Source organism: Nocardioides sp. Z43_10, assembly GCF_059766615.1.
The window spans coordinates 261126-283954 of the sequence record NZ_JCBAJY010000003.1 but is presented as its reverse complement, the minus strand read 5'-3'; the positions used below and the strand labels follow the sequence as shown (position 1 = coordinate 283954).

The window sequence follows — 22829 nt, the reverse complement described above, 5'->3', positions numbered from 1 at the left end:
CGCCGACTCCGACCCCGGGATCGGGCCGCGCCCGGGCAGCGGCACAATGGATCCATGACGTCCAACGCTGCCCGGGTTCGCGAGATCAACGACTCCATCCGCTACACGATGTGGTCGGTCTTCAAGCTCGATCGCGTGCTCGGCGACGCCGACCGCGCGAGCGAGGCCACCGAGGTCGAGCAGCTCTTCAAGGCGCTCGACGCCGACGGCGTGGTGGTGCGCGGCGTGTACGACGTGAGCGGCCTGCGCGCCGACGCCGACCTGATGATCTGGTGGCACGCCGAGACCTCCGAGCAGCTCCAGGACGCCTACAAGCGGTTCCGCCGCACCGCGTTCGGCAGCCGCCTTTCCCCGGTCTGGTCGCAGATGGCGCTGCACCGCCCGGCCGAGTTCAACAAGTCCCACGTGCCGGCGTTCCTCTCCAACGAGGAGCCCAAGAAGCACCTGTGCGTCTACCCGTTCGTGCGCTCCTACGAGTGGTACCTGCTCGAGGACTCCGAGCGCCGCCGGATGCTCGCCGACCACGGCCGGATGGCGCGCGACTACGTCGACGTGCGCGCCAACACCGTGTCCAGCTTCGCGCTCGGCGACTACGAGTGGATGCTCGCCTTCGAGGCCGACGAGCTCTACCGGATCGTGGACCTGATGCGCCACCTGCGCGGCTCCGAGGCGCGCCGCCACGTCCGCGAGGAGGTGCCGTTCTACACCGGCGCCCGCACCGAGGTCGGCGAGCTGCTCGACACCCTGCCCTGACCCGGCGGGCTGGCTACTGCTTCGGCTCCAGCGTGAGCGCCACGGAGTTGATGCAGTAGCGGTCGCCGGTCGGCGTGCCGTGCCCGTCGGGGAAGACGTGGCCCAGGTGCGAGCCGCAGTTGGTGCAGCGCACCTCGACGCGCTTCATGCCGTGCGAGGTGTCCTCGATGTACTCGATCGTGTCGCTGATCGGCTGGTAGAACGACGGCCAGCCGCACCCGGAGTGGAACTTCGTGTCGGAGCGGAAGAGCTCGGCGCTGCACGCCTTGCACCGGTAGACACCCGTGGTGTCGGTGTCGTTGTACTCGCCGGTGAACGGCCGCTCCGTGCCCGCCTGGCGGAGCACCGCGTACTCCTCGGGGGAGAGCTCGGCCCGCCACTGCTCGTCGGTCTTGTGCACCTGGTAAGCCATGACGCCCACCGTACCGGGCGAGAAGTGTGAACAGTGTCTTGACCAGTTGGGTCTACACCTGTTCACTGACGCAATGGCACTGTCCACGCCGCGGGTGCGGCCGGTGAAGTGGGAGCGGGTCCGATCGGTGGGCTCGCGCCTGACCACGCCCCTGCACCCTGACGACTACCTCTCGCTGGTCAACCCGCTGTGGTCGGCGCGCGAGCTGCGCGGGCGCGTCGAGGAGGTCATCCCCGAGACCGAGGACGCCGCCACGCTGGTGATCCGCCCGGGCTGGGGCTGGCGCTACGACCACCGCCCCGGGCAGTACGTCGGGATCGGCGTGCAGGTGGACGGGCGCTTCCAGTGGCGCTCCTACTCGGTGAGCTCGGCGCCCGCGCGCTCGGGCAGGACGATCGCGATCACCGTCCGGGCGATGCCCGAGGGGCTGCTCTCCAGCCACCTCGTCGGCGGCCTGGAGCCGGGGACCATCGTCCGCCTCGCCCTGCCCGAGGGCGACTTCGTGCTGCCCGAACCGCCGCCGGCCAAGATGCTCTTCCTGGTCGGGGGCAGCGGCGTCACGCCGGTGATGGCGATGCTGCGGACCCTGGACCGGCGCGGCACGATGCCCGACGTCGTCATGCACTACTCCTCGCCCACCCCGGAGCGGATGATCTTCCGCGACGAGCTCGACGCGCTGGCCCGCACGCACCAGGGGCTCACCCTGCACCCGCTGCACACCGACCTGGACGGGATGCTGGACCTCGAGGCCGACCTGGACCGGATCTGCCCCGACTGGCGCGAGCGGGAGACCTGGGCCTGCGGGCCCGGCCCGATGCTGGACGCGGCCGAGAAGCACTGGGAGGCCGCGGGGGTGGCCGACCGGCTGCACCTGGAGCGCTTCTCGCTCGACCTCGGCGGCGACGGGGGAGAGGGCGGCACGATCACCTTCCGCAACTCCCACAAGTCCACCGAGGTGGACGGGGCCACCACGATCCTCGAGGCCGGCGAGCAGGCCGGCGTCGGCATGCCCTACGGCTGCCGGATGGGGATCTGTCACACCTGCACGCTCACGCTCGTCTCGGGCACCGTGAAGGACCTGCGCAACGGCGACGAGTTCAACCAGCCCAACGAGCCGGTGCAGACCTGCGTCACGGCTGCCGTCGGCGACTGCACACTCGACATCTAGGAGGTTCCGTGGCCATCGCGGACGTCAAGGAGTACACGCACCTCAGCGAGGACGAGGTCGAGCAGATCGGCCGCGAGCTCGACGCGATCCGTGCCGAGATCGAGGAGTCGCGCGGCGCCGCCGACGCGGCGTACATCAACCGGATGATCCGCATCCAGCGCGGCCTCGCCGCCGGTGGCCGGGTGGCGCTGGTCGCCAGCGCCTGGTCGAGGACGGCCGGCCTGCCCCGGGTGCGCAGGCCCGCGTGGGTCGCCGGCACCGCGATGCTCGGGCTGGCCAAGATCCTGGAGAACATGGAGATCGGCCACAACGTCATGCACGGCCAGTGGGACTGGATGAACGACCCGGAGATCCACTCCAGCAACTGGGAGTGGGACACCGCCCAGCCCTCCGAGCAGTGGAAGCACTCGCACAACTACATCCACCACCAGTTCACCAACGTGCTCGGCTACGACAACGACATCGGCTACGGCATCCTGCGGATGGCGCGCGAGCAGAAGTGGCACCCCTACTACCTGGGCCAGCCGGTCTACAACGCGCTGCTCGCCACGCTCTTCCAGTGGGGCGTGGCCCTGCACGACCTCGACCTGGAGCGGATCCGCAAGGGCGAGAAGGACCCGAAGGAGATGAAGCGGCAGCTGCTCCAGATCGGGCGCAAGATCCGCGGTCAGATCGCCAAGGACTACGTCGTCTACCCGGCGCTGGGCGGGCCGGACTGGCGCGCCACGATGACCGCGAACGCGACCGCCAACCTGGCCCGCAACCTGTGGTCCTACATGATCATCTTCTGCGGGCACTTCCCCGACGGTGCGCTGCACTTCACCGAGGAGGAGATCCAGGACGAGACCCGTGCGGAGTGGTACCTGCGCCAGATCCTGGGCGCCGCCAACTTCGAGGGCGGCCCGCTGCTGCACATCGCGTCGGGCAACCTCGGTTACCAGATCGAGCACCACCTGTTCCCGGACCTGCCCAGCAACCGCTACGCGCAGATCTCCGAGCGGGTCCGGGCGCTGTGCGACAAGTACGACATCCCCTACACGACCGGTCCGCTGCACCGCCAGTACGGCCAGGCGCTGCGCACGATCATGAAGCTCTCGCTGCCCAACCACATGACCAGCAGCGACGACCCCGCCCCGCCCGAGCGCAGCGACACCTCCGACGAGGGCGCCCGCGACCGGCGGCGTCGCTCCGACGCCGAGCGCCCGCCGCGGCGCACCGAGCTCGGCGGCTGGTCGCGGCGCGGCTCGCGGCGTGGGGACGCCGACTGATGGATCCCGCCCCGCGTCCCTTCTCCGAGCTCGCGGTCGACCCCGAGCTCGCCACGCCGGTGCCGTTCGCCTGCGGCACCGGCGAGGCCGGCGAGCCGGCCTCGGCCCGCGACCTCGACCAGCGCCGGGTCACCCAGTGCGCGCTGAGCCGGGTCTGCGGGATCTGCGGTGCCGGGCTCGGCCGCCCGGTGGCGTTCCTCGGCTCCGAGGACGAGGCGGCGCGCAACGCCTTCCACTTCCCGCCCACGCACCTGGCCTGCGCGCAGGCCCTGCTCGCGGCGTACGACGCGGTGGACGCGGCGGTGCTGGGCCAGCCGGGCCCGGTCGCCACGTGGGCGCTGGTGACCACCGGCGGCTTCGAGTTCGTCCGCGCCGGGCGCGAGCAGGCCGACCGGCGTCCGGTGTTCTCGCCCAACTCGATCCTCGAGCACGCCGCGCTCGAGAACAGCAGGCGTGGGGGGAGCCCCCGCTAGCGTGTGCCCATGGTGAAGCCCCCTGCAGCCGAGGTCGACGCCGGTGGGCGCGCGGTGCGCGTGTCGAGTCCGGACCGGGTGATCTACCCGGCCACCGAGCGCACCCCGGAGATCACCAAGCTCAGGGTGGCGCAGTACTTCGCCGCGGTCGAGGACGGGCTGATGCGCGCCCTGCGCGATCGCCCGACCGCGCTGGAGAGGTGGCCCTCCGGGGTGCGCGAGGGCTTCCGGCTGGCGACCGGGCCGCAGGACAAGGACGCTGAGGCGTTCTACCAGAAGCGGATCGCCAAGGGCGCACCCGACTACGTCGAGTCCGTCGAGATCGCGTTCCCCTCGGGACGCCGGGCCGCCGAGATCTGTCCGACCGAGATCGCGGTCCCGGTCTGGTGCGCGCAGATGGGCACGCTGACCTTCCACCCCTGGCCGGTACGACGCGCCGACGTGGACCACCCCGACGAGCTGCGCATCGACCTCGACCCGCAGCCCGGCACCACGTTCGCGGACGCCGTGCGGGTGGCCGGCCGGGCCCGCGCGCTGCTCGAGGAGCTCGGCATCGTCGGCTTCGCCAAGACCTCCGGCAACCGCGGGATCCACATCTTCGTGCGCATCGAGCCGCGCTGGGACTTCGTCGACGTCCGGCACGCCGCGATCGGCCTGGGCCGCGAGCTGGAGCGCCGCGACCCCGGCGTCACCACCGCCTGGTGGAAGGAGGAGCGCGGGGAGCGGATCTTCGTCGACTACAACCAGAACAGCCGCGACCGCACGATCGCCTCGGCCTACTCGCTGCGTCCGCTGCCCGGGGCGCCGGTCTCCACGCCGGTGACCTGGGAGGAGCTGGCCGAGGTGGAGGACCCGCGCGACTTCAACCTGCTCACCGTGCCGGAGCGCCTCGCCGCCCAGGGCGACCCGTGGGCCACGATCGACGACCGCGCGTTCTCCCTCGAGCCGCTGCTGGGCCTGTGGGAGGAGCAGGGCGCGGTCGAGCTCAACTACCCGCCGGACTACCCCAAGATGCCCGGCGAGCCGCCCCGGGTCCAGCCGAGCAAGAAGGTCGCCGCGCACTGGGACGCCGAGGGCAACCGGGTCGAGTGAGGGCGGCGGCCCTCAGCCGTGCCGGAAGGGCGTGTCACCCTCCACCAGCATGTGCTCCATGGCGGCGGGGTGGCGCCCGTCGGCCATCGTCAGCGACACCGTGGTCACCGCGCCGTCGGCCGCCACGTCCTCGAGGCTCACCACGTCGCTGAGCGGGGAGCGGGTCTTGAGCGAGGTGCCGTCGGTGAACAGCTCCTCGAGCTCCCCGACGGCGGCCTCGGCGTCCTCCTCGGACTCGAAGTGGTACGCCACGGTGACCAGGGCGGCGTCGTCCTGGACGCCCCAGCCGATGCCGACGGCGTCGAACGCCTGGTCCAGGCCCTCGGAGCCAGACGATCCGGCGTCCAGGGAGTCGCCCGGGCTGAGCACGGCGGAGACCACGTCCGCGGCGTCCAGCGCCTCGGCCACTGCCAGCAGCGCCTCGTCGTCGGCGAGCGACTCCTTGGGCCCGGCCAGCCACTGCTCGACGAACGACGTCCGCGGCGAGGCCGCGAGCCGGTCGCCGTCGGCGGCCATCCGCAGGGGCATCCCGAGCGGACGGGCCACGGTGCGGCTCTCGATGTCCATCTCCATGTCCTCGCCGTCCCCGGCACTGACGATGCCGTCGGAGACCTCGGTGAGGTCCTCGGCCAGGCTGTCCTCGTCGAGCGCGCCAGAGACCATCAGGAACGTGCTCGGCGCGCCGGCCTCCTCGACGAACACGTCCACGTCGAGGACCGACCAGCCCAGCTCCGCGTCGTACTCCTCGGCGCTCTCGGTGGACTGCCACATCGACTCGGGCATCGGCACGTGCACGAGGGGGGCCGAGGAGTCCTCGGGGCGCAGCCCGGTGAGCGGCATGAGCCAGGCGGACATCTCCCCGGCGTCGAACCCGTCGGGGCGCTCCAGGCCCGCGAGCTCGGTGGCCGCTGCCAGGTCGCCGGTGCGCACCAGGGTGGTGCCCTCGTCGTCGCCGTGGGCTGAGGCCGGGACCTCGGCGAGCGCCCCGGCCACGGAGTAGCCGTCGCCGGACGCGACGGCGGAGTCCCCGTCCCCTCCGCAGCCCGCGACGGCCAGAGCGGTGAATCCGGTGAGCGCGGTCAGGGCGGTGCCGAGACCCCGGCGGGTCATACCCCGGTCACGCCCTCGCCGCCGCCGGCCTGCTCGTCGAAGCTCTCGTGCTCGAGCAGGTGCAGCACCGGCACGCCGAGGTGGCGCCGGGCCCGCGAGCTCCAGTCGACGTGGAAGAACTCCGCGACCACGTGCGGGCGGGTCAGGATGATCGCCTCGCGGCCGTCCACGGCCTTGACCTTGGCGGCCAGGGCCTCGACCGGCGCCTGGGTGACGACCTCGCCGACGGCGTCGGCGCCGACGGTCCGGAGCGCGGCGACCGTGTCGACCAGGGCGGCCTCGGAGGTCTCCAGGCACTCGCGCCGGACCTCGTCGAGGTCGACGTCGCTGAGCACCATGCCCGGGGTGCCCAGCATGTCGCCGGCGCCCAGGGTGCCCATCGAGGCCTCCACCCGTCCGGCGGCGTCCTCCACGGGAAGCAGCACGTGGTAGCGGACCGGCTCGTCCAGAGCCTGGTGCAGCGAGGTCACCTGGGCGGCGTCGGCGGCCGAGAGCGCCTGCTCCACCAGCAACACCACGTTGTAGGTCGCGGTCGGTTCGGCCATCGTGGGGGTGCCTCCTGAGATCGGGTCAGCTGACGTCGAGGATCCTACTCAGGTCGTAGCTCACCGGCTCGTCCAATTGCGCATACCCGCACGACTCGGGGTCGCGGTCGCTGCGCCACCGCTTGAACTGGGCGGTGTGGCGCAGCCGGCGTCCCTCCATGTGGTCGTAGCCCACCTCGAGCACCAGCGCCGGGCGCAGGGGGACGAAGGAGAGGTCCTTGCCGGCGCTCCAGCGCGACTGGGTGCCGGGCACCCGGTCGGGGTTGGCGATCGCGCCGCCGGCCTGGATCCACCCGCCCCAGGGGTGCTCCTCGGCCGGGCAGACCAGCGGCGCCAGCTCCTCGACCAGCTCCGCGCGCCGCTTCGCGGTGAAGGACGCGGCCACCCCGATGTGCTGCAGCGTGCCCTCGTCGTACAGGCCGAGCAGCAGGGAGCCGAGCAGCGGCCGCTGCGGTGTGGAGGTCTTATGCAGGCGGTAGCCGGCGACCACCACGTCGGCGGTGCGCTCGTGCTTGACCTTGAGCATCGTGCGCGCGTTCTGCTGGTACGGCGCGCCGAGGGGCTTGGCGACCACCCCGTCCAGCCCGGCGCCCTCGAACTGGGTGAACCACTCCTCGGCGAGCCCCGGGTCCTCGGTGATCCGGGTCAGGTGGCAGGGGCCGGTGCCGTCCAGGTGCGCGAGGGCCTGCGCCAGGACGGCGCGGCGCTCGGCGAAGGGCCGGTCCAGGTACGACGTGTCGCCCAGCGCCAGCAGGTCGAAGGCCACGAAGCTGGCCGGCGTCCGCTCCGCGAGCGTGCTGATCCGGGAGGCGGCCGGATGGATGCGCTCCTGGAGGACCTCGAACTCGAGCCGGTTCCCGCCGGGGGCCTCAGGGCTGTCCACGGCCACGAACAGCTCCCCGTCGAGGACGCAGCGCTCGGGCAGCTGGGCCCGCACGGCGGCGACGATCTCCGGGAAGTAGCGGGTCAGCGGCTTGGTGTTGCGCGAGGCCAGCTCGACCTCGTCTCCGTCGCGGAACACCAGGCACCGGAAGCCGTCCCACTTGGGCTCGAATGCCAGGCCCGGCACGTCGCCGACCCCGTATCGGGCCGGGTCGGGGATCCCGCGCACGGACTTGGCGAGCATCGGCGCGACGGGCGGCATCACGGGCAGGTCCACGGAGGCGACAGTAGCCGTGGGGCCCGGCGACAGTAAGGTGTGGATCCTATCCCTCAGGGGATCGATCCCCGGTTGGTCTGCCGGCAGGGCCCGCCTGACTTTGAATCAGGACTAGCGACGTAGGTTCGACTCCTACCCGGGGAGCGTGGATAACCTCACCGTCATCGTTCTGGCCGCCGGCGGCGGCACCCGGATGAAGTCCAAGACCATGAAGGTCCTTCATCCGGTCTCCGGGCGCAGCATGATCGGCCATGTCCTGACCGCCGTGGCCGGCGTGCAGCCCGACCGCGTGGTGGCCGTCGTGGGCCATCAGCGCGAGCAGGTGGGCCGCCACATCCGCGAGCTCCTGCCCGAGGCGGTGCTCGCGGTCCAGGAGACCCAGGAGGGCACCGGGCACGCCGTCCGGGCGGCGATGGCCGCGCTCGAGGGCCCGGTCACCGGGACGGTCATCGTGACCGCCGGCGACACCCCGATGCTCACCGGCGAGAGCCTGCGCGCGTTCGCCGCGGACCACGAGGCGGCCCAGCGCGCGGTCAGCATCCTGTCCGGCGTGGTCCCCGACCCGTTCGGCTACGGACGGGTGGTCCGCAACGCCGAGGGCGACGTGGAGGCCATCGTCGAGGAGAAGGACGCCACCCCCGAGCAGCGCGACATCCGCGAGATCAACTCCGGCATCCTCGCCTTCGACGCGGAGTTCCTCGTCGAGGCGCTCGCCGCGATCGGCAACGACAACGTCAAGGGGGAGTACTACCTCACCGACGCGGTGCGGATCGCCCGCGACGCCGGGCTCAACGTCGGGGCCTGGCAGATCGACGACGTCCGCCAGACCGAGGGCGCCAACGACCGGGCCCAGCTGGCGGCCCTGGGACGGGAGATGAACCGTCGCATCGTCACCCGCTGGATGCTCGACGGCGTCACCGTGATGGACCCCGACACCACCTGGATCGACGCCGACGTGGTGCTCGCCGAGGACGTCACGCTCCTGCCCGGCACCCAGCTGCTCGGGGCCACCGTGGTCGGCGAGGACGCCGTCGTCGGCCCCGACACCACCCTCAAGGACTGCGAGGTGGGTGCCGGTGCCCGCGTCGTACGCACCCACGGTGAGCTGGCCGTGGTGGGCGCCGGTGCCACCGTCGGCCCCTTCTCCTACCTACGGCCCGGGACGACGCTGGGCAGCGAGGGCAAGATCGGGGCCTTCGTGGAGACCAAGAACGTCGCCATCGGCGAGGGGGCGAAGGTCCCGCACCTGTCCTACGTCGGCGACGCCGAGATCGGCGAGGGCACCAACATCGGGGCCGGCACGATCTTCGCGAACTACGACGGGGTGGCCAAGCACCGCACGGTGGTCGGACGCCACGCCAAGACCGGCTCCAACAACACGTTCGTCGCGCCGGTGCGGATCGGGGACGGCGCCGGGACCGGCGCCGGGACCGTGGTCCGCGGCGACGTCCCGGCCGGGGCGCTGGGGGTCTCGGCGGGCCCGCTGCGCGTGGTCACCGGCTGGACCCTGCGCCGTCGCCCGGGCACCGCCCAGGCCGAGGCCGCCGCCGCAGCCTCGCAGGAGAGCACACCCGACGAGATGTGACGAGCATCGTCCCAGATGGCGGCGTCACAGTTTGGGAGCCCTACCCGCTGTGAGGGAGGATGGGGGCGGGGACAAGAGCGCGATGACACAGGGAGCGGCGTGACGTGAGCGGTATGAAGCTGAGCACCGAGAAGAACTTGATGGTCTTCAGCGGCCGGGCACACCCCGCCCTCGCCGAGGAGGTGGCCGAGCTGATCGGGACCGGCCTCGTCCCGTCCTCGATGTACGGCTTCGCCAACTCCGAGCTCTACGTGCGCTACGAGGAGTCCGTGCGCGGCTCCGACGCGTTCGTGATCCAGAGCCACACCGCTCCGGTCAACGAGTGGATCATGGAGCACCTGATCATGGTGGACGCGCTCAAGCGCGCCTCCGCCAAGGAGATCACGGTCGTCCTGCCCTTCTACGGCTACGCCCGCCAGGACAAGAAGCACCGCGGCCGCGAGCCGATCTCGGCCCGCCTGATCGCGGACCTCTTCAAGACCGCCGGCGCCGACCGGCTGATCACCGTCGACCTGCACGCCGACCAGATCCAGGGCTTCTTCGACGGCCCGGTCGACCACCTGATGGCGCTGCCGATCCTGGCCGACTACGTGCGCGAGAAGTACGGGCGCGGCCAGCTCGCGGTCGTCTCGCCCGACGCCGGGCGGATCAAGGTCGCCGAGCGCTGGTCGGCTCGCCTCGGCGGTGCGCCGCTGGCCTTCATCCACAAGACCCGCCGCACCGACCGCCCCAACGAGACGGTCGCGAACCGGGTGGTGGGCGAGGTCAAGGGCCGGATGTGCGTGCTGGTCGACGACATGATCGACACCGGCGGCACGATCGTGAAGGCCGCGGACGCGCTGATGGCCGAGGGGGCGGCGGGCGTGATCATCGCCGCCACGCACGCGATCCTCTCCGACCCCGCCGTCGACCGGCTCAAGAACAGCGCGGCGGTCGAGGTGATCGTGACCAACACCCTCCCGATCGCGGAGGACCGGCACTTCGACAAGCTCACCGTCCTCTCCATCGCACCGCTGCTGGCGCGCGCGATCCGCGAGGTCTTCGAGGACGGCTCGGTCACCTCGATGTTCGACGGCCACGCCTGAGCGCGACGATTCGACCACTCGCGACGGCCGGGGCTAGACTTCTGCGGTTGCCTCGGCGAGGGAGGGCGTCCACCTGGACGCCGGCTCCGTGATCGACAGGGCTGGCAGGACCTCTCCGGTGCGCCGCGCTGACTCGATCGCGCGGCGTTTTTCGCGCTCCACCCCTCGCAGCCGACGACCGACCTGACAATCCTTCGCACCACCCCCCACGCACGAGGAGTCCTGAGCATGTCTGCCGAGAAGATCACCGCTGAAGCCCGTACCGAGTTCGGCAAGGGCGCCGCTCGACGCATCCGTCGCAGCGCCAAGGTGCCCGCGGTCATCTACGGCCACGGCAACGAGCCGGTGCACGTGATCCTGCCGGGCCACAGCACGATGCTGGCCCTGAAGAACGGTGGCGCCAACGCCCTCGTCGAGCTCGACCTCGACGGCGAGATCCACCTGGCCCTGGCCAAGGAGGTCCAGCGCGACCCGATCAAGGGCTTCCTCGAGCACGTCGACTTCGTCGCCGTGGTCCGTGGCGAGAAGGTCACCGTCGACGTCCCCGTGCACGTCGTCGGCGACGCGGCCCGCGAGACGCTGGTCGTGACCGAGAACGCGACCGTGCAGCTCGAGGCGGAGGCCACCCACCTCCCCGACTTCATCGAGGTCTCGATCGAGGGTGCCACGGCCGGCACGCAGTTCACCGCGGCCGAGCTGGTGCTGCCCAAGGGCGCGAGCCTGGTCACCGACCCCGAGACGCTGATCGTCAACGTCACCCAGGCCCAGACCACCGAGCAGGTCGAGGCCGAGCTCGAGGAGGCCGAGGCCGAGGCCGGCATCGAGAAGGACGAGAAGGACGACGCTGCCGAGGCGCCCGCCGAGGACACCGACTCCGAGTGACCCGCGGACCAGGGCCGGGAGACCTCAGCCGATGAGCGAGGCCGCCTCCGAGGTGTGGCTCGTCGTCGGCCTGGGCAATCCCGGCCCTGGCTATGCCGGCAACCGGCACAACATCGGCTACCTCGTCACCGACGAGCTCGCCTCCCGGATGCGCTCGCCGTTCCGGGCCCACAAGTCGGGCCGGGCCGACGTCGTCGAGGGACGACTCGGCGCGCCCGGCAGCCAGGGGCCGCGGGTGGTGCTCGCCCGCCCGCGCTCCTACATGAACGAGGTCGGCGGCCCGGTCTCCACGCTCGCCAAGTTCTACAAGGTGGCACCCGACCACATCGTGGCCATCCACGACGAGCTGGACATCGCCTTCGGCACCCTGCGCATCAAGCTCGGTGGCGGCGACAACGGCCACAACGGGCTGAAGTCCATGCGCGCCTCGCTGGGCACCGGCGACTTCTACCGGATCCGCGCGGGAATCGGTCGTCCCCCCGGCCGCCAGGACGTGGCCGACTTCGTGCTCTCGGACTACTCCAAGGTCGAGCGCAAGGAGCTCCCCTTCCAGATCGGGGACGCGGCGGACGCCGTGGAGTGTCTGGTCGCCGAGGGGCTGGAGCGGACCCAGCAGCGGTTCAACTCCTGATCAAGATTTAACCCGCCGCCCGGGGGTGTGCGGGCCTACACTCGACGTCCGGACGCGGGTCGAGCAGTGGCGCGCGACACTGGCAGGCAGGGGGTGTCTGCAGGTGAGCGAACAAGCGAGCCCGGAGACCGTCCTGCAGCTCTCACTGCCCAGTCCCGACGGACTCCTCGCCACGGTGCAGCTGCGCGGGTCCGGGTCGACGTTCGAGCAGGCCGTGCGGGGGATGGCGAGGTCGCTGCCCGCCGGCCCCGAGTCCGTGGCCGAGATCGCGGCCGCCTTCGTGGAGGAGGCCCTGCGCGCTCTGGACGACATGACCCAGGTGGGGGTCCGCGAGCGGCTGCGGTACGTCGCCGAGACCGCCGCGGCGAGGTTCGGGTGCACCGCCTGGTGGCTGGCCACGGTGGCGGGCGACCTGGTGCTCCCGTGCGACCACGGGGCCGGCGACCCGGCCGCCGCGCGTCGCCTGCAGGCGACGGCGCAGCGAGTACGCCCGTTGCGCACCCCGTCGGTGCTGGCCGCGCTCGAGGGAGGCTCGCTGCACGCCACCACGGACCACCCCGCGCTGGGCCGACACCTGCGCGAGGCCGGGGTCAGCGAGGTCGTCGCCGTCGGCGGCTACGACACCGACGCGGTCCAGTGGCTGGTCTGCCTGGGAGACGACCGGAGCGGCCAGGTGCTGCGCGACACCCGCTCGGCCCTGTTCGCGAGCGTGCAGGCCGCGCTCGGCTTCCCGCGCGGTCCGCGCCCGCGCTGGGGCTGAGTCGGGAGGGAGCGGGGCTCAGGAGGCGGGGGGCCGCGGGAGCCCGGCCGTCTCCAGGACGGTGTCGAGGTGCGCGTGGTAGCACTCGTCGACGTTGGTGAAGAACCAGCCGAGCTGGCCGGTGATCTCGAGGGAGACGTACCCGTGCAGGGCCGTCCAGACCATCAGCAGCAGGCTCACCGGGCCGCTGGCCAGGGGCTCGGCCGCGTCGTCGACCAGCCGCCGGCGGACCTGCTGCAGGGCGTCGCTGAGGTGCAGCTCGTGGCCGAAGCGGGCCCGCGTGGGGTCCAGCTCACCGGACCGGGTCGCGGCGACCAGTGTCTGCAGCGGGACGGCGTAGAAGTCCTGCAGCGCGGCGGCGGTGTCGACCTCGCTGCCGGAGAGCAGGAACGCGTGGTCGGTGGTGAAGATCAGGTTGAACTCGGCCCGGTTCTCCAGGGCCCACTCCCGGTAGGCGATGCCCATCGCCCGGCAGCGCTCCCAGGCGGAGTCGGACGCGACGCCGTCGCGAGCCTCGCGCAGCGCCTCGGCCGCAGAGGTGTAGGCGTCGGCCGCCACCGCGGCGACCAGCGCCTGCTGGGAGCTGAAGTAGCGGTAGATGGCGGAGGGGGCGAGGCCCACCTCGCGGGCGACCGCGCGCAGGGAGAGCTGTCCGGCGCTCTGCAGGGTCAGCTGCTCGCGAGCGGCGCCCTTGATCTCCTCGGTGGTCAGCCTGCGCACCTGCTCGCGCCGTGACACACGGGGCTCGGCTGGGTCGTCGGACGGCACCGGCGAGGTCGACGCAGTGACACTTCCGGCCGTCACGTCTCTCCTTCTCGCACCTGCTGTACCTGGGTCCGGCGCCTGCGCGCGCCGCTGCCACCCTACTGCCAGCCGCGCCGCGGCTGCCTCCTCGCCCGCTCACAGTGTGGGATCTGGATCACGTCCGGGTCCCCGTGACCTCCTGCGCGCACCGTCGTTTGACAACAGTGTTCACAGAAGTGGACAGTGTTCTCAGGTGTCGCCGCGGCCTCAGCGCCGGCCACACCGACCGGCTTGCATGGGGGAGGCAAGGCAGATGTCGCACGGCACGCTCAATCTCGTTCCGCCGCTCGAAGCGTTGCCGCCCGCCCCGGTCGCCGAGCGCTTCACCCCGGCGCGTCGCGGGGACCACGCCGCCCTCGCCGGCGAGGCCGTGGCGCTGGTCGCCGCGACCGCGGCGCTGCTCGTCGCGGGACTCTCCTCCGCAGTGGTCCTCGGCACCGCGGCGGCCTGGCTGCTGGCGCGCGCCCTGCGGGCCGGGAGGCCGGCGATCGGCGGCGCGTACGCCCCTCGTCAGCTGCTCGAGGCGGCCGTGCTGCTGGCGGCCGGCGCCGGCCTGGTCGCGGCCTGGGTGGGGCTGAGCCCCCTGGTCCTGCGTCAGGCGCTGCTCGCCGGCGCCGTGCTCGCCGGCGCGGGCGCCGCGGCGCGCTGGGCGGCCGAGCGGCGCGGCGGGCCGATCCGGGCGCTGGTCGTCGGGGACGCCGACGCCCTCGGCAGGGTGCGGGGCCGCTGGTCGCCCCAGGAGGTGTCGGTGACCGCCGTCGCCGAGGTCACGCACGCCCAGGGCGTCGTCGACCTGCTCGACGCCGCCGCCCCCACCGCGATCGACGTGGTGATGCTCGCTCCCGGCTCGGGCCTCGAGGGCTCCGAGCTGCGCCGCCTCGGGTGGGCGCTGGAGGAGCTGGGGGTCGCGCTGGTCGTCCTCGACGGCCTCGAGCCCACCGCACGCCGCCGGCTGCGGCTGGTGGAGGTCGCGGGACGGCCGCTGCTCGAGATCCGCCCGCCCCGTCCCCGGCTCGGGGCCCGGCTCGCCAAGTGCCTGCTCGATCGCGTGGGCGGGCTGGTGCTGCTGGCGCTGGTGGCCCCCCTGCTGGTCGTCCTGGCCCTCGCTGTCCGGCTCGACAGCCCCGGCCCCGCGCTGTTCCGCCAGACCCGGATCGGGCGCTACGGGCGACCCTTCACGATCTTCAAGCTGCGGACCATGCACGTCGGAGCCGAGCAGTTCCGCGACGGGCTGCTGGAGGCGAACGAGGTCGACGCGGTGCTGTTCAAGATCCGCCGCGACCCTCGGATCACCCGGATCGGGCGGCTGCTGCGGCGCTCCTCGCTCGACGAGCTGCCTCAGCTGCTCAACGTCGTGCGCGGCGAGATGTCGCTGGTGGGTCCGCGTCCGGCGCTGCCGCACGAGGTCGCCCAGTACGACGAGCTGGCCCGCCGCCGTCTGGTGGTCCGCCCCGGCATCACCGGGCTGTGGCAGATCAGCGGCCGCTCGGACCTCGACTGGGAGGAGTCCGTCGCCCTCGACGTGCACTACGCCGACAACCTGACGCTCACCGGCGACCTGGTCATCTGCCTGCGCACCGTGCGAGCGGTCCTGCTGGCGAAGGGAGCCTACTGATGACCCTCACCGAGACCCTGCTGCGTCCGGTCGCCGCGCCGGCGAGCCCGGCGCGCACCCCGGCCGCGGAGGCGACCACCCCGCTGACCGGGCCGGTGCTCCTGGTCAGCACCCAGGGCGGGCACCTGGCCCAGCTGCTGTCCCTGCGTTCCTGGTGGGCCCCGCGCGAGCGGCTGTGGGTGTGCCCCGACACCCCGGATGTGCGCGACCGACTGGCCGACGAGCGGCTCGTGGTGTCGCACTCGCCGACGACGCGGAACCTGCCCAACCTGCTGCGCAACCTCGTGCTCGCCGCGCGGGTGCTGCTGCGTGAGCGCCCCGCCATTGTGATCAGCGCCGGCGCGGGCGTCGCGGTGCCGTTCTTCGTGCTCGCCTGGCTGCTGCGGATCCCGACCGTGTTCATCGAGGTCTACGACCGGGTGGACTCCGCCACGATGACCGGCCGGCTGTGCGGGCCGTTCACGACGCGACGCATCGTGCAGTGGGACAGCCAGCTCGACCTGTACCCCGACGCCCGCCTGGTAGGACCGCTGCTGTGAGCGGACTCCTCGTGGTCCTGCTCGGCACCGACCACCATCGCTTCGACCGGCTGGTGCAGTGGGCCGACGCCGCAGCCGAACGGCTCACCCCGCACACCCACGTGGTCGTCCAGCACGGGACGAGTCACGCCCCACACGTCGCCGAGGGCCACGACTTCCTTCCCCACCACGAGCTCCAGCGCCTGCTGCTGGTCGCCCGAGCCGTCGTGTGCCACGCGGGCCCGGGCACGATCCTCGATGCCCGCGCCTACGGCCACCTGCCCCTGTGCGTCCCGCGCGACCCCGCGCTGGGCGAGCACGTGGACGCACACCAGCTCCGGTTCGCCGCCGCCGCCGCGCGCGCCGGTCAGGTCCGGGTCACCGATGACGAGGCCGGCTTCCACCGTGTCCTCGACGACCTCCTCAGCGCCGGCCCCGTCCGCGGCCGCCAGGAGGTCTCCGAGGCGTCGGACCTCGACCTCGCGCGGGCCCGGCTGGGCCGTGAGCTCGACCTGCTCGCCGGCGAGCGGCCGCTGCGGCGCTCCTCGCTGCGGCGCAGCCTGCGCTCGCGGGTGCAGCGATGAGCATCGTGCGCGCCGTCCGCCTCGACCTCGCCATCGCCTGGCGCCACCTGGTGCTCGACCTGCTGGCGGGCTCCGGGCTGGTGCCCCGGCCGCTGCGCTGGGCCCTCTACCGGGCGCTGGGCCTGGACGTGCGGACCGCCAACGTGTTCAGCGGCACCCGGATCACCGGTCGCGACCTGCACATCGGACGCGGCACCTTCGTCAACCACGACTGCTACCTCGACGTCGCCCGGGGACGCATCGAGATCGGCGAGCGCTGCCAGCTCGGGCCTCAGGTGATGGTGCTGACCGCCACGCACGAGATCGGCCCGGACGGCGCCGCCTCGGCACAGGCCGTCTACCGCACCACCGTCGTCGGCGACCGGGTGTGGCTCGGGGCCCGGGTCACCGTGCTGCCGGGAGCCAGCATCGGCGAGGGCTGCGTGGTGGCCGCCGGCGCGGTCGTCTCCGGGGACTGCCCGCCCGGCGGCGTGTACGCCGGGGTGCCCGCCCGTCGGCTGCGCGCGGTCGAGCCCACCCGCAGCGGTGCCCGATGACTGCGGTCTTCCCTCGTGTGCGAGCCATCGACCGCGCCGCGCTGCCGCTGGCCGCACTGCTGGTGGCCTACCCGCTGTGGTGGGCGCTGGGGGTGCAGCTCCCCGCCTGGCCGGTGCTGGCGGTGCCGGTGGCGGCCTGGCTGGTGGCCAACCGCCGCACGCTCGCGCTGCCGCCGGGCTACGGGGCGCTGGGCCTCTTCATGGGCTGGGTCCTGGTGTCCGCGCTGATGCTCACCACCTGGCGCTACGCCGCGGCGTACACGCTGCGCCTGCTGCTCTACGCGGCCGTCGCCGTCTTCGCCCTCTTCGTCTGGAACGCACTGCGCCGCGGCCTCGAGCCCTGGCGGGTGACCGGCTGGCTGACGGTGCTGTGGGCGAGTGCGGTGCTGCTGGCGCTGCCCGGCGTGGCCGTCGCGAACCTGGAGTTCACCAGCCCCCTGCAGGCGATCCTCGCCGCCCTCGGCAGCGACGACCCCTTCGTGGTCGCCCTGACCCACCCCGAGTTCTCCGAGTACGACCTGCTCTACGGGGTGCCTCGCCCCAGCCCGCTGTTCGCCTACACCAACGACTGGGGCGCGGCGGTCGGCATCCTGACCCCGGTCGCGGTGCACGCCTGGCTGACCGCGCCGAGCCGCTGGGCGCGGTTCGTGCTGGGATCGCTGCTGACCGTGTCGCTGGTGCCGATCCTGGTCTCGCTCAACCGCGGCTGCTGGATCAGCATCGGCGTGGCCGTCGGCTACGTGCTGCTGCGCCGGGCCGCGGTCGGGCGCATGCACGTGCTCGCCGGGGTGTCGGGCTGCGCGCTGCTGGCGAGCGCGCTGTACCTGCTGGTCCCCGAGGTCAACCGGATCGTGACGGCGCGCTTCGACTACGCCAACACGAGCACCCGCGAGACGCTGTACGAGGCGTCCTTCCGGCTGGCCGCCCGCTCGCCGCTGTTCGGCTACGGCGCGCCGCAGTCCTCCCAGGGGCTCGCCGACAGCAACGACGTCTCGATCGGGACCCACGGCCAGCTCTGGACGATCCTGGTCTCCCAGGGCTTCGTGGGGGCGGCTCTCTTCGTCTTCGCGATGGCCGCGGTGTGGTGGCACGCCCGGCCCCTGTCCGGCAGGTCGCCCGACGTCTGGCTGCACGCCACCGGGCTGGTCCTGCTGGTCCAGATCGCGTTCTACGAGGTCCTGCCGGTGCCTCTCGCGATCGCCCTCTTCGCTCTCGCCGTCACCGGCTATCACCGCACGCGCGACTCGCGCGCGGTGCACCCCACCAGGAAGGAGGACGCGTATGAGCGTCCTGCGGCTTGAACCCGGGCCTGACTGGTCCCCGCAACCCCGAGGCGAGCGGCTGGTGCCGATGACCAGCATCATGGCCTCGCTCACCTCCCGCTGGTACCTGCTGGTCGTCGGGGTCCTGTGGGGAGCCGCCGCCGGCCTCGCCCTGGGCGCCATGCTGCCCACGACGTACGACGCGTCGTCCGCGGTCAGGCTCGGCAGCGGTCTGGTGCCGGTCGGCGACATGTCGACCCCCACGACCTGGGCCGACGACCAGGTCGAGCTGGCCACCACCCGCAGCACCCTGGCCGCCATCGCCGAGGAGCTCGGCGAGGACGGCGCGGAGGTGGTCGAGGAGCGGCTGACGGTCACCGCCCGGGAGAACACCTCGTTCCTCGACTTCACCTACGTCGCGGACTCCGCCGCGCTGGCCGAGGCCGGCGCCGACACCGCCGCGACCGTGTACCTCGACGTGGCCGAGCGCGACGCGCGTCAGCGCTGGCAGGACCAGGCCGACGTGATCACGGGTCTGCTGGCCACGGCCCCCCAGCAGGAGGTCGCCGAGCTGCGCCGGCAGCGCCAGGCCCTCAACCGCACCGTGGTGGACCCCGGCGACGTCGTCGAGAGCGCCGCCGGCCTCGCCGAGCGCGGCGGCGTGCCCCGCGCCATGCTCCCGGTGGCCGGGGGAGTGGGCGGGCTGCTGCTGGCCGGAGCCCTGGCCTACCTGTTGGAGGCCCGCTCCCCGCGGGTGCGCAAGGGGACGGCGCTGCCCGACGACCTGCGCGACCTGGGCCGGCTCGACGCCCCGGGGATCGGGCTGATGGCCGCCGCCGAGCGGCTGTCGACGCTCCCGCTGCCCGACGGCCGGAGCCGCCCCCGGCTGGGTGCGGCCCTGCTGAGCGGGCACAGCGACGAGCTGCTCGAGCAGCTGCGCGGCGCCCTGGCCGGGGTCGGGGCCACCGACGTGCAGGTCGTTGCGTTCGACCCACGCGGGGGCGACGGCGTGCAGACGGCGCGCAGCTGCGACGCGGCGGTGCTGGTGGCGGCCTCGGGGCGCACCACGTTCGCCGCGCTCGACGAGGGCGCCACCCGCCTCGCGCTGCTGCGGGTGCCCTGCCTGGGCGTCGTGACCGTGCCGCGCCGAGCAGGCTCGCGCCGGTGAGCGCCCCCGCCGGCGCCCAGCCGGCGGTCTCGGTGGTCCTGGCCACTCGGGACCGGCTGCCGCTGCTGCGTCGGGCGCTGGAGGCGATCTGGACCCAGGACTACGCCGGCAGGCTGCAGGTGATCGTCGCGTTCGACGGCGCCGTCCCCGGCGACGCCGCGCTTCCCCAGCCGCGGGTCCCCGACCGGCAGACACTGGAGGTGGTGGCCAACGACCGCACTCCCGGAGTGGCCGGTGCCCGCAACAGCGCCCTCGCCGTGGCGGTGGCCGACCTGGTCGCGACCTGTGACGACGACGACGTGTGGCAGCCGGGCCGGCTGCGGGTGCAGGTCGCCGAGCTGGCCGCGCACGGTGAGGCGGTCGCCGTCGGAGGCAGCGTGCGCATCGTCCGCGGCGAGGAGCACGTGGTGCGTCGCGCCCCGCGCCGGGAGGTGCTGCTGAGCGACCTGCTCGACGACCGGGTGATGGAGCTGCACCCCTCCGCGATGCTCTACCGCCGCGAGACTCTCGACCGGGTCGGCGGGTGGGACGAGACGATCCCCGGCGGCTACGCCGAGGACTACGACCTCCTGCTGCGACTCGCGCGGCACGGCACGCTGCGTCTGGTCGAGGAGGTGGTCGCCGACATCCACTGGAACGGCGGCTCGTTCTTCTTCAGCCGCTGGGAGACGATCGCCGACGCCCTCGAGGTCGTCCTCGAGCGCTATCCCGAGTTCGCCTCGTCCCCGCGCGGACGCGCCCGCATCCACGGACAGATCGCGTTCGCCCACGCCGCCCTGGGCAGACGCCGCGAGGCGACCCGGTGGCTGCGTCGCGGCTGGGCCGACCACCGGCGCGAGCCGCGGTTGGCGCTCACCGCGCTGGTGCTGAGCGGAGCCGTCAGCGCCGGCCGGGTGCAGGAGATGCTGCATGCCCGCGGTCGTGGGATCTAGCACCCCGGGGCTCGCCGACGGGTCCCCGGCCAGCAGCTGGCAGGGCGCGCCGGGGGAGCGCCGCGAGCTGGCGCGCGGCGGCGTGGTGACGCTCGCCGGCGCGATGTACGCCGCGCTCGCGGGGTTCGCCCTGACGCTCGCCGTGGGCCGGCTCTTCGGGGCGCACCTGTCCGGGCTCTACTTCGAGGCCGTCGCGGTGTTCATGATCCTCAACGGCGCGGCCCTGGTCGGCAGCGACACCGGGATGCTGCGCAGCCTGGCGGCGCGCCGGGCGCTGCACGCGCACCGCGACGCCTGGGAGTCGGTGCGGGCGGGGCTGTGGCCGGTGCTCGCCTGGAGCCTGCTGCTCGCCGCGGCGCTGGGCCTGGTCAGCCGGGACCTGGCCCGGGCCCTGGCTCCCGACGACGTCGAGGTGGCCACCGGCTTCCTGCGGGTGCTGGCCGCCACCCTCGTGCTGTCCGCGGTCGGCCAGGCCTGCCTGAACGGGACCCGGTCCTTCGGCAGCCTGCGGCCGTTCGTGCTGCTCTACCAGGTGTGGCTGCCCACCAGCCGGCTGCTGCTGGTGATCGCCCTGTGGTGGGCCGGGGACGACGGTGCCCTGCTGCTGTGGAGCTGGGCCGCCCCGCTGCTGGTGATGGACGTCGCCGCGCTGGCCTACGTCCTGCGCGCCGCACGCCGCGACCTGCGGCTGCCGGGACCCCCGGCGCGCCCCCGGCGCGAGGTGTGGACCGAGGTGTGGCGCTTCAACCTCCCGCGTGGGCTGGCCTCGATGTTCGAGATCGGCATCGTGTGGGTCGACGTGATCATCGTCGGGCTGATGCTGGGTCCGGCCGCGGCCGGTGCCTACGCGGCCGCGAGCCGGTTCATCACCTCCGGGACGATGGCGATGGAGGCGCTGCGCGTGGGCACCGCGCCGACGCTCGCCGCGGCGTACTCGCGCGGCGAGCTGGACCGGGTGCAGGGCGTCTATGCCCTCTCCTCGGTCTGGCTGGTGCTGCTGTCGTGGCCGATGTTCCTCGCCCTGGCGGCGTTCGCGCCGCTGGCGATGGGGCTGGTCGGCGACGACTTCATGGTGGCGGCCACCCCGATGAGCGTGATGGCGCTGGCGATCCTGGGCTACCTCGCGCTCGGCAACATCAACTCGGTGCTGCTGATGGCCGGGCTGAGCCGCGTCACCGCCGGCAACACGGCCGTGTCGCTGAGCCTCAACATCGTCCTCAACCTGGTGCTGATCCCGGTGCTCGGCCTGACCGGAGCGGCCATCGCGTGGGCGAGCGCGCTGAGCGTCGACTCCGTGCTGTGCCTGCTGCGCGGACGGCGGGCGCTCGGGGTCGCGCTGCCCTGGCGCGGCGTCCTGCTCGCCGCCGCCGTCGCGCTCACCGCCTTCGGCGTCCCCGGGCTGCTGGTCCGGGTGCTGGCCGAGCCCAGCTGGGAGTGGTTCCTGGTCTACGCCGCGGTCTCGGTCACCGCCTACCTGCTGCTGCTGCGCCACTGGCGTGTGGCGCTCCAGCTCGACGACCTGCACGACCTGCTGAGGAGAAGACGATGAGCACGTCGCTGCGGGGCACCACCGACGGTCCGGCGCTCCGGATGGCCAAGTCGATCGTCCCCACCCGGGCGAAGGGCGCGGTCGAGGACGGCGTGCGCCGGTTCACCACCGCCACCGCAGGCCTGCGCGAGGGCCCCGAGCTGCTCGTGGTCGGCACCAAGCGGGGCGGCACCACCTTCGTCTGGTCGACGCTGCTGGGCCACCCCCAGGTGATGGCGATGGTGCCGGCGGCCAAGCACCTCAAGAGCAACCACTACTTCTACCGCCACCTGGACCGGGGTCCGGCGTGGTACCTCGGACACTTCCCGACCCGGGCCGCGCGGGCCCACCACGCCGCCCGTCACGGCGGCGCGCTGTGCCTGGAGGCCAGCCCCTTCTACCTCTTCGACCCGCGGGTGGCCGAGCGGGCCGCGGACCTGCTCCCGAGCGCCAAGGTCGTCGTGCTGCTGCGCGACCCCGTGGAGCGGGCGCACTCGCACTACCGCGAGCGTCGGCGCGCCGGCGTGGAGACGCTGAGCTTCCGCGAGGCGCTGCGCGCGGAGGAGGCGCGGCTGGCGGGGGAGGAGCAGCGGATGGCCGACGACCCGTACTACTACAGCCGGCCCTGGGACTGGTACTCCTACCGCACCCGCGGCGAGTACGCACCGCAGGTGCGCCGCTGGTTCGACGCCTACGGCCGCGACCGGGTACTGGTGCTGCGCAGCGAGGACCTCTACACCGACCCGTCCTCGACCCTGGACCGGATCCAGGAGTTCGCCGGGTTGGCGCCGCTGCCGCTGACCGGCCGCAAGCGCAACGCGGTCCGCTCCCACGAGCACATCGACGCCGTCAGCGCCTACGCGCTGCGTGCCCACTACGCCGCTCACAACCAGGAGCTCGCCGAGCTGCTGAACACGCCGGTGTGGTGGCCGTGACCCGCACCCGCCGCGCCCCCGCCG

At 73.1% G+C, this 22829-nt stretch carries 24 protein-coding genes and 1 tRNA gene; 20 read left to right on the top strand and 5 right to left on the bottom strand.

Annotation, left to right across the window (positions count from 1 at the left end; translation table 11 throughout):
* Positions 1-54 precede the first annotated feature (54 nt).
* Positions 55-753, top strand: coding sequence for a hydrogen peroxide-dependent heme synthase (hemQ, locus tag AC6EI4_RS07570; RefSeq protein WP_498421165.1), 699 nt, complete (start codon positions 55-57; stop codon positions 751-753).
* A 13-nt stretch (positions 754-766) separates the two neighbouring features.
* Here the strand turns inward: hemQ and msrB are convergent, their stop codons facing one another.
* Positions 767-1165 (bottom strand): peptide-methionine (R)-S-oxide reductase MsrB, encoded by a 399-nt coding sequence (gene msrB / locus AC6EI4_RS07565; protein WP_498451084.1) that lies wholly within the window; start codon positions 1163-1165, stop codon positions 767-769.
* Between the two features lie 73 nt (positions 1166-1238).
* Here msrB and AC6EI4_RS07560 point away from each other — a divergent pair, with 73 nt between their 5' ends.
* The 4 genes from AC6EI4_RS07560 to AC6EI4_RS07545 are packed head-to-tail and all read left to right on the top strand — an operon-like array spanning position 1239 to position 5166.
* Positions 1239-2333 carry a ferredoxin reductase gene (locus AC6EI4_RS07560; RefSeq protein WP_498421169.1) on the top strand — a complete coding sequence of 365 codons (1095 nt, stop codon included), beginning with the start codon at positions 1239-1241 and terminating at the stop codon, positions 2331-2333.
* A gap of 8 nt (positions 2334-2341) precedes the next feature.
* On the top strand, positions 2342-3601 hold the full coding sequence (locus AC6EI4_RS07555) for a fatty acid desaturase family protein (RefSeq protein ID WP_498451083.1): 1260 nt from the start codon (positions 2342-2344) through the stop codon (positions 3599-3601).
* Entirely contained in the window at positions 3601-4074 is a 474-nt protein-coding gene (locus AC6EI4_RS07550; protein ID WP_498451082.1) for a hypothetical protein, read from the top strand. Before AC6EI4_RS07555 ends, AC6EI4_RS07550 begins: the two co-directional genes overlap by 1 nt.
* A 9-nt stretch (positions 4075-4083) precedes the next feature.
* Positions 4084-5166 (top strand): DNA polymerase domain-containing protein, encoded by a 1083-nt coding sequence (locus tag AC6EI4_RS07545; protein ID WP_498451081.1) that lies wholly within the window; start codon positions 4084-4086, stop codon positions 5164-5166.
* A 12-nt stretch (positions 5167-5178) separates the two neighbouring features.
* Here the strand turns inward: AC6EI4_RS07545 and AC6EI4_RS07540 are convergent, their stop codons facing one another.
* The 3 genes from AC6EI4_RS07540 to AC6EI4_RS07530 are packed head-to-tail and all read right to left on the bottom strand — an operon-like array spanning position 5179 to position 7980.
* Positions 5179-6276 carry a hypothetical protein gene (locus AC6EI4_RS07540; protein ID WP_498451080.1) on the bottom strand — a complete coding sequence of 366 codons (1098 nt, stop codon included), beginning with the start codon at positions 6274-6276 and terminating at the stop codon, positions 5179-5181.
* Positions 6273-6821 (bottom strand): hypothetical protein, encoded by a 549-nt coding sequence (locus AC6EI4_RS07535; RefSeq protein ID WP_498421180.1) that lies wholly within the window; start codon positions 6819-6821, stop codon positions 6273-6275. The genes AC6EI4_RS07540 and AC6EI4_RS07535 overlap by 4 nt, the downstream gene beginning before the upstream one ends.
* Before the next feature lie 25 nt (positions 6822-6846).
* Positions 6847-7980 (bottom strand): ATP-dependent DNA ligase, encoded by a 1134-nt coding sequence (locus tag AC6EI4_RS07530; protein ID WP_498451079.1) that lies wholly within the window; start codon positions 7978-7980, stop codon positions 6847-6849.
* Between the two features lie 65 nt (positions 7981-8045).
* Between AC6EI4_RS07530 and AC6EI4_RS07525 the strand changes: the two genes are divergently transcribed.
* From AC6EI4_RS07525 to AC6EI4_RS07500, 6 genes are all read left to right on the top strand, one after another.
* Positions 8046-8124 (top strand) — tRNA-Gln (locus AC6EI4_RS07525).
* A 1-nt stretch (position 8125) separates the two neighbouring features.
* Entirely contained in the window at positions 8126-9565 is a 1440-nt protein-coding gene (glmU, locus tag AC6EI4_RS07520) for a bifunctional UDP-N-acetylglucosamine diphosphorylase/glucosamine-1-phosphate N-acetyltransferase GlmU (RefSeq protein ID WP_498451078.1), read from the top strand.
* Positions 9566-9669: 104 nt separating this feature from the next.
* A complete protein-coding gene (locus AC6EI4_RS07515; RefSeq protein ID WP_498421186.1) occupies positions 9670-10650 on the top strand; it encodes a ribose-phosphate diphosphokinase in 981 nt (326 codons plus the stop codon).
* Between the two features lie 228 nt (positions 10651-10878).
* Complete coding sequence (locus tag AC6EI4_RS07510; RefSeq protein ID WP_498421188.1) at positions 10879-11532, top strand: 50S ribosomal protein L25/general stress protein Ctc; 654 nt, start codon at positions 10879-10881, stop codon at positions 11530-11532.
* Between the two features lie 31 nt (positions 11533-11563).
* Positions 11564-12163, top strand: a complete 600-nt coding sequence (gene pth / locus AC6EI4_RS07505; protein ID WP_498421189.1) for an aminoacyl-tRNA hydrolase — start codon at positions 11564-11566, stop codon at positions 12161-12163.
* Between the two features lie 103 nt (positions 12164-12266).
* Positions 12267-12923 carry a hypothetical protein gene (locus tag AC6EI4_RS07500; protein WP_498451077.1) on the top strand — a complete coding sequence of 219 codons (657 nt, stop codon included), beginning with the start codon at positions 12267-12269 and terminating at the stop codon, positions 12921-12923.
* 18 nt (positions 12924-12941) lie between these two features.
* Here the strand turns inward: AC6EI4_RS07500 and AC6EI4_RS07495 are convergent, their stop codons facing one another.
* Positions 12942-13727: a TetR/AcrR family transcriptional regulator gene (locus tag AC6EI4_RS07495; RefSeq protein WP_498421192.1), complete on the bottom strand. Its 786-nt coding sequence runs from the start codon at positions 13725-13727 to the stop codon at positions 12942-12944.
* Between the two features lie 253 nt (positions 13728-13980).
* On the opposite strand from AC6EI4_RS07495, the gene AC6EI4_RS07490 reads away from it, so the two are divergent.
* From AC6EI4_RS07490 to AC6EI4_RS07450, 9 genes are read left to right on the top strand one after another with little or no spacing between them, the layout of a single operon-like run.
* Positions 13981-15342 carry an exopolysaccharide biosynthesis polyprenyl glycosylphosphotransferase gene (locus AC6EI4_RS07490; protein WP_498451076.1) on the top strand — a complete coding sequence of 454 codons (1362 nt, stop codon included), beginning with the start codon at positions 13981-13983 and terminating at the stop codon, positions 15340-15342.
* A complete protein-coding gene (locus tag AC6EI4_RS07485; RefSeq protein WP_498421196.1) occupies positions 15342-15881 on the top strand; it encodes a UDP-N-acetylglucosamine--LPS N-acetylglucosamine transferase in 540 nt (179 codons plus the stop codon). Before AC6EI4_RS07490 ends, AC6EI4_RS07485 begins: the two co-directional genes overlap by 1 nt.
* On the top strand, positions 15878-16444 hold the full coding sequence (locus tag AC6EI4_RS07480) for a glycosyltransferase (protein WP_498451075.1): 567 nt from the start codon (positions 15878-15880) through the stop codon (positions 16442-16444). Before AC6EI4_RS07485 ends, AC6EI4_RS07480 begins: the two co-directional genes overlap by 4 nt.
* Positions 16441-16980, top strand: coding sequence for an acyltransferase (locus AC6EI4_RS07475; protein ID WP_498421199.1), 540 nt, complete (start codon positions 16441-16443; stop codon positions 16978-16980). Before AC6EI4_RS07480 ends, AC6EI4_RS07475 begins: the two co-directional genes overlap by 4 nt.
* Positions 16977-18281, top strand: a complete 1305-nt coding sequence (locus AC6EI4_RS07470; RefSeq protein WP_498421201.1) for an O-antigen ligase family protein — start codon at positions 16977-16979, stop codon at positions 18279-18281. Before AC6EI4_RS07475 ends, AC6EI4_RS07470 begins: the two co-directional genes overlap by 4 nt.
* A 49-nt stretch (positions 18282-18330) precedes the next feature.
* Positions 18331-19410 (top strand): P-loop NTPase family protein, encoded by a 1080-nt coding sequence (locus AC6EI4_RS07465; RefSeq protein ID WP_498421203.1) that lies wholly within the window; start codon positions 18331-18333, stop codon positions 19408-19410.
* Positions 19407-20342: a glycosyltransferase family 2 protein gene (locus AC6EI4_RS07460; protein ID WP_498421205.1), complete on the top strand. Its 936-nt coding sequence runs from the start codon at positions 19407-19409 to the stop codon at positions 20340-20342. Before AC6EI4_RS07465 ends, AC6EI4_RS07460 begins: the two co-directional genes overlap by 4 nt.
* On the top strand, positions 20320-21891 hold the full coding sequence (locus tag AC6EI4_RS07455) for an MATE family efflux transporter (RefSeq protein WP_498421207.1): 1572 nt from the start codon (positions 20320-20322) through the stop codon (positions 21889-21891). Before AC6EI4_RS07460 ends, AC6EI4_RS07455 begins: the two co-directional genes overlap by 23 nt.
* Positions 21888-22805: a sulfotransferase domain-containing protein gene (locus AC6EI4_RS07450; RefSeq protein ID WP_498451074.1), complete on the top strand. Its 918-nt coding sequence runs from the start codon at positions 21888-21890 to the stop codon at positions 22803-22805. The genes AC6EI4_RS07455 and AC6EI4_RS07450 overlap by 4 nt, the downstream gene beginning before the upstream one ends.
* Positions 22806-22829: the final 24 nt, after the last annotated feature.

What these genes read in the sequence shown, in the direction of transcription:
- hemQ (WP_498421165.1), top strand. Translation starts at nt 55, where the DNA reads ATGACGTCCAACGCTGCCCGGGTTCGCGAGATCAACGACTCCATCCGC.
- msrB (WP_498451084.1), bottom strand. Translation starts at nt 1,165, where the DNA reads ATGGCTTACCAGGTGCACAAGACCGACGAGCAGTGGCGGGCCGAGCTC.
- AC6EI4_RS07560 (WP_498421169.1), top strand. Translation starts at nt 1,239, where the DNA reads ATGGCACTGTCCACGCCGCGGGTGCGGCCGGTGAAGTGGGAGCGGGTC.
- AC6EI4_RS07550 (WP_498451082.1), top strand. Translation starts at nt 3,601, where the DNA reads ATGGATCCCGCCCCGCGTCCCTTCTCCGAGCTCGCGGTCGACCCCGAG.
- AC6EI4_RS07545 (WP_498451081.1), top strand. Translation starts at nt 4,084, where the DNA reads ATGGTGAAGCCCCCTGCAGCCGAGGTCGACGCCGGTGGGCGCGCGGTG.
- AC6EI4_RS07540 (WP_498451080.1), bottom strand. Translation starts at nt 6,276, where the DNA reads ATGACCCGCCGGGGTCTCGGCACCGCCCTGACCGCGCTCACCGGATTC.
- AC6EI4_RS07535 (WP_498421180.1), bottom strand. Translation starts at nt 6,821, where the DNA reads ATGGCCGAACCGACCGCGACCTACAACGTGGTGTTGCTGGTGGAGCAG.
- AC6EI4_RS07510 (WP_498421188.1), top strand. Translation starts at nt 10,879, where the DNA reads ATGTCTGCCGAGAAGATCACCGCTGAAGCCCGTACCGAGTTCGGCAAG.
- pth (WP_498421189.1), top strand. Translation starts at nt 11,564, where the DNA reads ATGAGCGAGGCCGCCTCCGAGGTGTGGCTCGTCGTCGGCCTGGGCAAT.
- AC6EI4_RS07490 (WP_498451076.1), top strand. Translation starts at nt 13,981, where the DNA reads ATGTCGCACGGCACGCTCAATCTCGTTCCGCCGCTCGAAGCGTTGCCG.
- AC6EI4_RS07485 (WP_498421196.1), top strand. Translation starts at nt 15,342, where the DNA reads ATGACCCTCACCGAGACCCTGCTGCGTCCGGTCGCCGCGCCGGCGAGC.
- AC6EI4_RS07475 (WP_498421199.1), top strand. Translation starts at nt 16,441, where the DNA reads ATGAGCATCGTGCGCGCCGTCCGCCTCGACCTCGCCATCGCCTGGCGC.
- AC6EI4_RS07470 (WP_498421201.1), top strand. Translation starts at nt 16,977, where the DNA reads ATGACTGCGGTCTTCCCTCGTGTGCGAGCCATCGACCGCGCCGCGCTG.
- AC6EI4_RS07465 (WP_498421203.1), top strand. Translation starts at nt 18,331, where the DNA reads ATGACCAGCATCATGGCCTCGCTCACCTCCCGCTGGTACCTGCTGGTC.
- AC6EI4_RS07455 (WP_498421207.1), top strand. Translation starts at nt 20,320, where the DNA reads ATGCCCGCGGTCGTGGGATCTAGCACCCCGGGGCTCGCCGACGGGTCC.
- AC6EI4_RS07450 (WP_498451074.1), top strand. Translation starts at nt 21,888, where the DNA reads ATGAGCACGTCGCTGCGGGGCACCACCGACGGTCCGGCGCTCCGGATG.